The following is an 8,023-nucleotide window of genomic DNA, read 5'->3' as shown; positions in this document are numbered from 1 at the left end:
GCCACGTTGCCGGTCAGCACCATCAGGTCGGCCCAGGAGATACTGCGGCCGTATTTTTGCTTTATCGGCCATAACAAGCGTCGGGCTTTGTCCAGACTGACATTGTCCGGCCAGGAATTTAACGGCTCAAAGCGTTGCTGGCCGCCACCGGCGCCACCGCGACCATCGGCGACTCGGTAGGTGCCAGCACTGTGCCAGGCCATGCGGATAAAAAACGGACCATAATGACCATAATCCGCTGGCCACCAATCCTGAGACTGAGTCATTAAGGCTTGAATTTCCGCTTTCAGCGCTTGCAAATCCAACTGCTTAAAAGCTGTGGCATAATCAAAATTGTCACCGAGAGGATTAGACTTTGCTGCGTGCTGGCGCAGCGGCGCCAGGTCGAGCTTCTCTGGCCACCAGAACTGATTGGATTTTGCCATGGGATCCGCTGCCACCTGACCGGCAGACAGTGTCAGGGTGACGGCCAGAGCTGCGGCCGAGAAAAGGGGTAGGGGTTTACTCAGCATAATGGTGTCCTTTTGTTATCAGGTTGTTTTTGCCCTGGGTAACTATAGGTGGCTTTTATCGGTACACCAGATAGTTGACTATGAAGAAAACTGATTGATGCAATAGGTTGGCTGAATCAAAGGTATGCAGGGTCTTACCACTGCAGTTGCAATGAAAAGGCGAAACGGACACCGAAGTCTTCGACTTTCATTAATGCCTGGGCATGGCCGTCTTGTGCGTAGCGGCGTTTGTTCTGATTGAGCAGGTTGTAAATATCCAGCCGCAGCAATACTTGCTCCAGTGGTGTGAAAGACAGGCTGGTGTCCAGGCTGGTAAAGTCATCCACCCAAATGTCTGCGCGATTGGTATTGTCCAGTTGTTCCAGGTAGCGGCTGCGAAAATTCATATTCACTGCGCCCTGCCAGGGGCCGCCACGCAGTGCCATACGCAGATTGGCGCTGCGCTTTGATACACCTTCCAATGGGCGTACCTTTGGCTGGCCTGCCACCTGATATTCGCCTTCGTGGTTAAGTTGGGTGATGCTGGTGGACAGCCCCAGACTGTCTAACCCGTTTATCGGCAGGGGAATATCCAGTGATAAACTGGCCACAATGCCAGAAACCGCCCCCTGTCCCTGGTTGGTTTTACTGCGCAGGTTGTATTGCTGGCCCATATAGGTCAATTGGCTGACCTGCTCGCTGATAAAATGACTCAACTGCTTGTCAAACCAGAGCAGCGATAGCTGTCCGCCTGCTGCGGTGTAGCTCAGTGAACTGGACAGATTCCTCGATTCCACCGGACGCAGGGCCGGATTTCCGCCCTCTGCATAAGGCTGACCGCCAGAATGGGCATGAATTTTAGGGTTCAGATCGGAATAGTTGGGCAGCGCCATGCTGCGCGATAGTGCACTGCGCCATTGCCAGTTTTCGCCGGGTTGCCAGACTAAGCTTAATGAGGGGAGCCAGTGGCGGTAACGGGTCTGACTGTGTCTGGGCACCACCTGCAGATCGTCGAACAAGCCAAATCCCTGTGACTGACTCTGAGTGGCGCTGTAACGAATCCCGCTCTGTAGTTGCAATGTCGTGATCCCGGGAAGCTGCCATTGGCCGTTAACAAAAGCTTCGGTGGTACGAAAATCGACGCGGTAACTGTTCAGTTTATCGCTTTGTGACATTGCGCCGAACGTTAGCAGATGGCGCTGGTCGCTTTGCAGTTGCAGGCTGGGAATCAGCCACTGACTGGCAATCTGGGCGGCAAAGTCAGCCTCAAAAGGGGTAGGCAAAGCCTGATAATAAAGGGCATTGTGCGCATCAATGGCGGCAAGTTGTGCAGAGTCGAGTTCAATATCCTGACGATGGTATTGGTGATGATGCCTGCTCAGCACTAGCCCCAGGTCTAACTGACTGCGCTGAGAAAGCTCAATTGTGGCATCCACTCCTGTCTCCAGCACCTGATTATCCACCCGAATATGCCGTTCACTGATGCCACTGATACGGGAAAAACTGTCGGGGCTCAGTGCCGGGCTGCTGAGCGTGAATTGCCCTAATCTTTGCGCATCAATGGCAAACTCCAGATCCGTCCTGGCTATTTCGCTGCGGAGCCGGGTAATGGGAGAGGTGGTCCGGCTGATGGCCTGACTCAGGCTCAGATAGGGCTGAATAAGCAGCGGCCAACCTAAAAAGCTAGCCTGGTGTTCACCACTGGCCTGCCAGGTTTGATGCTGATAATTCAGCCCGGATACTTCTCTGGCACTTTTAATATCGGCATCGCGGTATGTCACGGCGGATAAGGCATTGTCCGCAGAAATAAAATGTGGAGTCGCTGTTTTACTTGCGGGGTTTACCGACAATCTGTGTTCATCAAAGGCATAGTCGGTATCCGACAAAAAGCCGCTTACCAGCCAACTGGTGTGCGATGTTGGTTGCCACTGGGCAGTTAACAGGGCACTGAGCCGGGTTCTGTCCTCGTTTTCTATGGTCAGCGCCAGCCCATCAACAGGTACCAATGTGGTGTCATCGAGCTGAGGGTAGTGATACTGGGCGGGGGCATCGGCATTGCGGCCCCAGTGCCAAGTCTCGTATTGAAACTGCCGCTGGACCCGGCTCTGATAGTTCAGTTTGGCCAGCCAGGCCCATTGGCGTTGAGTGCTAAACCCATTGCTGCTGATGGTCATATTGGGTTGCACCTGGTTGTCACCGGACAGGTTGGTGCCGGATAAAGTCAATTGCGTTTGCTGGCTGGGCAGGGAAAGTGGCTTTTCACTGATAATATTGGCTACCGCGCCTATGGCTCCGGCGGGTAAAGCGCTATCGGCGGTTTTATGCAATTCCACCGCAGAAAATACCCCGGCGCTTAGTGTGTCGAAGCGATATTCCTGGCCATACTGATTACTGTTTCTGACATTTTCGGTGTTGGCAATACGCCGACCATTTAGCAGGGTTAACTGGTAGGCGGGCCCCAGGCCGCCTGCGTTAATATTCAGGCCTTCGCCCCGATCGCGGCTGATACTGAGGCCCGGTAGGGCCTGCATGGACTCGGCCAGGTTTTCTGCTGGCAGCCCCTTTAACATCGCGCCAAGTAAATAATCACTGTCGCCAATCTGCTGTTGTTTGAGTTGGCGGCTGGCACGGGTAGCGGCCTGATAATCCCGCTCAAGTTGCTGAGCATTTGCTGTCAGGGCAGTGCCGGTAACCCGGACTTCTTCCAATACTTTTGTCAATTCGGGCTGACTTTCCGTGCTCTGGTCATGCCGCCGTATCACAATGCCCGTGTCGCTGATCTCCAGATCAAGAGGTAAGTCGCCAAGTAGCTGTTGCAAAGCCACCTGCAGTGGCAATTCGGTATCAGGCATATCAACCTGGATATCCGCCAGCTCCGCCTGGTTAAACACGATGGCGACCTGGTGCTGGCGGGCCAGTGCACTTAATACCTCTGCCAGTGGTGCGGCCATCAGACAGCCTGGTGCCAGCAACATCAATAAGGCCGACAGTGTTTTTAGCATTTGGCAGACGAGTCAGTTGTGGCTGAAACTGGCCTGTAAGCCTGTATTATTCAGGTGACGTTTTTATGACAGGGGCCTTGCTCAGCAGATAACTGTCGCTGAAATTGTCAGTCTTCAGGCCATATAGCTTGCTGATCAGATCCAGTGCGCCTGGAATATCACCGGTGCGAAAACGGCCACTGACCGTCAGGTTGCTGAGCTCATCGCTGACTAATACCGGCTTGTCACTGTAGCGGGACAACTGCAATACCACGCGGGACAGTGCCTGATTGTCTATATTCAGCCAACCCGACTGCCAGGCCGGTGTATTACCGCTTATCTGCCCGCTATGCATGCCCATGGCGTCAATACTGAGCTGCTGGCCAACACTAAGCTGCACACTTTGCTGACTGGACAGCTGAGTCACGGCCACTTTGCCATGAAATACCTGTACCTCGACCTGGTTAGCTAAGCGATTGATATTAAAACGGGTGCCCAATACGGTGACCTGCGTATCACCGACTTTAACACTAAAGGGTTTGGATTCATTGCGAGCCACATCAAAGTAAGCCTCTCCTTTGGACAGAATAACTTCACGGCTGTCAGCATGTTCGACAAAGGTCAGGTGGCTGTCGCGATTCATGGCTACCTGAGTTTGGTCACTCAAAACAATGTCTCTGGCTTGCTGGCTTTGAAACTGAATGGGTTTGGCCTGGCTGTTTGTGTGCGCGAGTGGGATGTTTTCTGCGGCTGGCATCAGTAGATAGACACTCAACACACAAATCAAAATGGTCGCTGCCAGGGCATACAGTGCAGGCGGCATAAAGCGTTTTTTCAGCGGCGCTTCAGCCGGTTGCTGAGTCTGCCACTGCTGCAAAGCCTCCGTCAGGGCATCGTCCTGCCAAATGGCTTGTTCCAGTTTTTGGCTGTGCGGGGTGTGGCGTGGCTTGTCTGACATCTGCATCTACCTGAATGACTTATTGCTATGACTGCCCGACTGACTATTTGGGGACAGGTCAGGGTCGAGTTTTTCCATTGCCTGGCGCAGGTCATCCATGGCCCGGCTCAGATGCTTCTTGATCGCCTCTTCGCTCAGGCCCATGGCTCTGGCAATAGTGTCACGACTTTCACTGTGCAGGCGACGGCGGATAAACACTTCTCGTCGCAGTGCGGGCATGGTGGCTATCACTTGTTTGTACAAGGTGATGCGCTGTTGATGGTCGAGCAAAGTGTCCAGGCACAGTGACGGGGCTTCAGGCTCATGCACCAGCTCATCAGGTTGGCGTTGAGACTCCCGCAGATGATCGATGATCAGGCTCTGGGCCATTTTGTAGCCATAAGCCAAGAGGTTGTCGATAGCCTGTTGGTTGTCCATACGCAGCGCCTTTAGCAGCAACTTCTGGAACAGATCCTCCACATCGGCTTCTTCCGACAGGGTCCGGCGAATATAGGCCTTAAGTGCAGTCTGATTGGCCATCAGGCAGGTCAGCAGCGGGGCTGATGAACCTGGGGTAACGGCTTTGGCTCGGCGAAAGGGCAACTGCATGATGAAATCTGATAGGTGGGCCTATTAGCGTTAAGACGCGCATTGTAGCCAAAGGGGGACGAACATTTTTATGAAGTTTTCATGACAGCGATGTGATGCCTGACTGACACAAAAACTTCATAAAAAAACGCGTCCCCATTGGCGTTCTTCCTGACGTCTAGAGGGACGACATTGCAGCACTGGCTGTCACACATAACCAACTCAGGAAGCTGAAAACATGAAATCCTCCTTGTTTGTCCTTTCCCCCCTGGCTCTGGCCCTGGGCTCCGTTTTGTCTGTTCCCGTTATGGCTCAGGATGAGGCTGCAGCGATAGAAGAAATTGTGGTCACCGGCAGTTACGCCAAAAGCCTGGAACGGGCAGTGGATATTAAACGCAACAATATTGGTTTTTCTGACTCTATTGTGGCTACCGACATTGCCGATTTCCCGGAGCAAAACCTGGCCGAAGCCCTGCAACGTATGCCAGGGGTAACAATCGAGCGTAACAAGGGCCTGGGCAGTAAAGTGAATGTGCGCAGTTTGCCCAGTGAGTTCACCCATGTGTCCATTAACGGTCTGGCTACCGCCTCTGGCAGTGGTGGCCGCGATGTGGAATTTGATATTTTCGCCTCAGAAATTATTCAGGGCGTCACTGTGCAGAAATCCCCGACCGCCGCCGATGAGGAAGGCGGTATTGCCGGTTCGGTGCTGATTTCCACCGCCAGACCCTTTGACTACAACGAACGCCAGCTTGTGGTGTCGGCTGATGCCGCCTATAACTCCATTTCTGAAAAGACCGATCCAAAATTCTCTTTTTTGGCCAGTGACACCTTTGGTGACTGGGGGGCGCTGGTGTCTTTCTCTAAAGCCAGCCGCACCAACCGCACCGATTCTAATTCGGGCATCAATTTCCGTCCCCTGTCCCGCTGGACCGAGAAAAAAGGTTCTTCACAGTGGCAGTCAGACCAGACCATTGAGGTGCTGGCGCGCGATACCGGCGTGGTGATCAGCGATCCATTTGATACCGAGCAAACCAATCGCGTGGTGTTTCTGGATAAAGTCGGCGACCGTGCCTATCTCAATGATCAGGACAAATGGGGAGCCACTGCGTCATTGCAATTCAAGCCCAGTGAAACGCTGAGCCTGACCTTTGATGCCATGCTGGGAGGATACGACAACACCGAGGATGAATACGACGCTGCCGCTTATTCCGCCTCCAGCATCAGCGCACTGGAACAGGTACATAGCTATGACAATACCACCCTGGCTGATTATGGGGTGGTGGTGCTGACCGATGTATCTTACGCCGCCACTCAGCATGAATTCCTCAGTAAAGAAAATGTGCACGAAACCGACTACAGCCAATACAGCCTGAGTCTGGACTGGGATGTGGCTAACTGGCAAATCACCGGCCTGCTGGGCTATTCCGGTGCGGAAAAACTGTCAGATACCAGCAATCTCAAGCATGTGGCCTTTGCCCCGTCCCGCAGCCGCTATACCGACACAGGTGGTGAGACTATTGTTAGCGCCAACCCCCAAAGCATTGATATGTACAACTCGCCGGACAAATACCTGTTTGATTCCTACGAGGTTAATCTGGAAGAAATACAGGACGACAAATATGCTGCGCAGTTGGATTTTGCCCGCCCTTTGAGTCTGGATTTTCTGCCGTCCCTGGCTAAGGTGCAGTTTGGGGTGCGTTACACCGACAAATCCAAACAGCGTAACCGCGGTAGTAATACGGTGCGTGGACCAGCCGAAGGAGACAGCTCCTGGCGTAACACCCGCACATTACAAGACAGTGACATTCAGTTAATTTCTGACCTGGTGCCCGGTGGGCGCTATATGAAGCAGCTTGATGGCAGCCCGCAGTGGTCGCAGGTGGGTAACGATTACGCCAGAGACACCTTCCGCTACAGCGGCTTTAACGTGGACTTTGCCGACAGTGAATTTTATCAGGTGGACGAGGAGGTCCTGAGCCTGTATGCCATGACAGATTTCCTGTTTGATATTGGGCATATGCCGGTCACCCTTAATGCCGGTGTGCGTTACGTAGACACCTCGGTGTTGTCCTTTGGTTACCATCAGGTACAAAACAGTGATGGCTCCACAGGTTATACCCCTGAGCCAGTGTCCAAGGATGGGGGATATCAGGAAGTGCTGCCCAGTGCCAACCTGATGATGGAATTGTCTGATGACTTGATGCTGCGCGCGGCCTATTCCGAAACCCTGATGCGCCCGGCGCTGGGCGATATTGCTTATAAGCGCACCGTCAGCGTTAACGAATTTAAATACCGTGACGGTAACCCGGACCTGAAACCCACCTATGCCGATCAGTGGGAAATTGGCCTGGAGTACTATCTGGAAAATGGTGGTCTGCTGGCAGTGTCTTACTTCGAAAAGACCATTGAAGGGGTGGTACGCGAGAGTCTGACCGGCGTGGTCAAGGATGTGACCAAATATAATGCCAATGGCACGGTTGATGGTATCTATGACTTTGACGTGTATCAGAAGGTCAATGCCGAAGGCGCCTATGATGTGTCAGGGGTGGAACTGATTGCCCAATTCCCGCTTAGCATGCTGCATCCCATGCTGGAAGGTTTTGGTATCAATGCCAACTACACCATGCTGGACAACTCCCTGACCGGAGCCTCTGATCTGTCTATTCCCACGCCACCCGAAGGCCTGGCAGACAAAACCTGGAACGCCACCCTGTACTACGAAAATGCCGCCTTCGATGCGCGTTTGTCTTACAACTATAAAGACAAATACGTAGAAGTCATTGAGCGGGATATGTATCCGGTGTATCGCGATGCCTATGGTCAGTTGGATTTGTCGCTGGGGTATCAACTTACCGACGACATCAAAGTTTCACTGGAAGGCATCAATATTACCGATGAGGAAACCCGTGCTTACACCATCGCACCGGTGTTCCCCAGCATGTATGAGTTCTCAGGCCGTCGCTTCAGTTTAGGTGTACGCGCAAGCTTCTAAGTCGTTGTGGCCCGCTCTGTGCGGGCCTTTA

General features: G+C 53.1%; 5 protein-coding genes. 1 reads left to right on the top strand and 4 read right to left on the bottom strand.

The features are described 5' to 3' along the window. The 4 genes from J0A65_RS17930 to J0A65_RS17915 form a co-directional block, all read right to left on the bottom strand. On the bottom strand, positions 1 to 512 hold a 512-nt coding region (locus tag J0A65_RS17930; protein WP_332874360.1), incomplete at its 3' end, for a peroxidase family protein. Positions 513 to 646: 134 nt separating this feature from the next. Then, positions 647 to 3,493 carry a TonB-dependent receptor gene (locus tag J0A65_RS17925; RefSeq protein ID WP_206595721.1) on the bottom strand — a complete coding sequence of 949 codons (2,847 nt, stop codon included), beginning with the start codon at positions 3,491 to 3,493 and terminating at the stop codon, positions 647 to 649. A 46-nt stretch (positions 3,494 to 3,539) separates the two neighbouring features. Continuing rightward, on the bottom strand, positions 3,540 to 4,430 hold the full coding sequence (locus tag J0A65_RS17920) for a FecR family protein (RefSeq protein ID WP_206595720.1): 891 nt from the start codon (positions 4,428 to 4,430) through the stop codon (positions 3,540 to 3,542). A 6-nt stretch (positions 4,431 to 4,436) separates the two neighbouring features. Further along, positions 4,437 to 5,018 (bottom strand): RNA polymerase sigma factor, encoded by a 582-nt coding sequence (locus J0A65_RS17915; RefSeq protein ID WP_206595719.1) that lies wholly within the window; start codon positions 5,016 to 5,018, stop codon positions 4,437 to 4,439. 217 nt (positions 5,019 to 5,235) lie between these two features. On the opposite strand from J0A65_RS17915, the gene J0A65_RS17910 reads away from it, so the two are divergent. Next, entirely contained in the window at positions 5,236 to 7,992 is a 2,757-nt protein-coding gene (locus J0A65_RS17910) for a TonB-dependent receptor (RefSeq protein ID WP_206595718.1), read from the top strand. Positions 7,993 to 8,023: the final 31 nt, after the last annotated feature.

It is taken from the genome of Bowmanella yangjiangensis, assembly GCF_017255015.1.
Taxonomy (GTDB): domain Bacteria; phylum Pseudomonadota; class Gammaproteobacteria; order Enterobacterales; family Alteromonadaceae; genus Bowmanella; species Bowmanella yangjiangensis.
The sequence above is the reverse complement of the archived record's forward strand: the minus strand, read 5'-3'. Positions and strand labels throughout refer to the sequence as shown.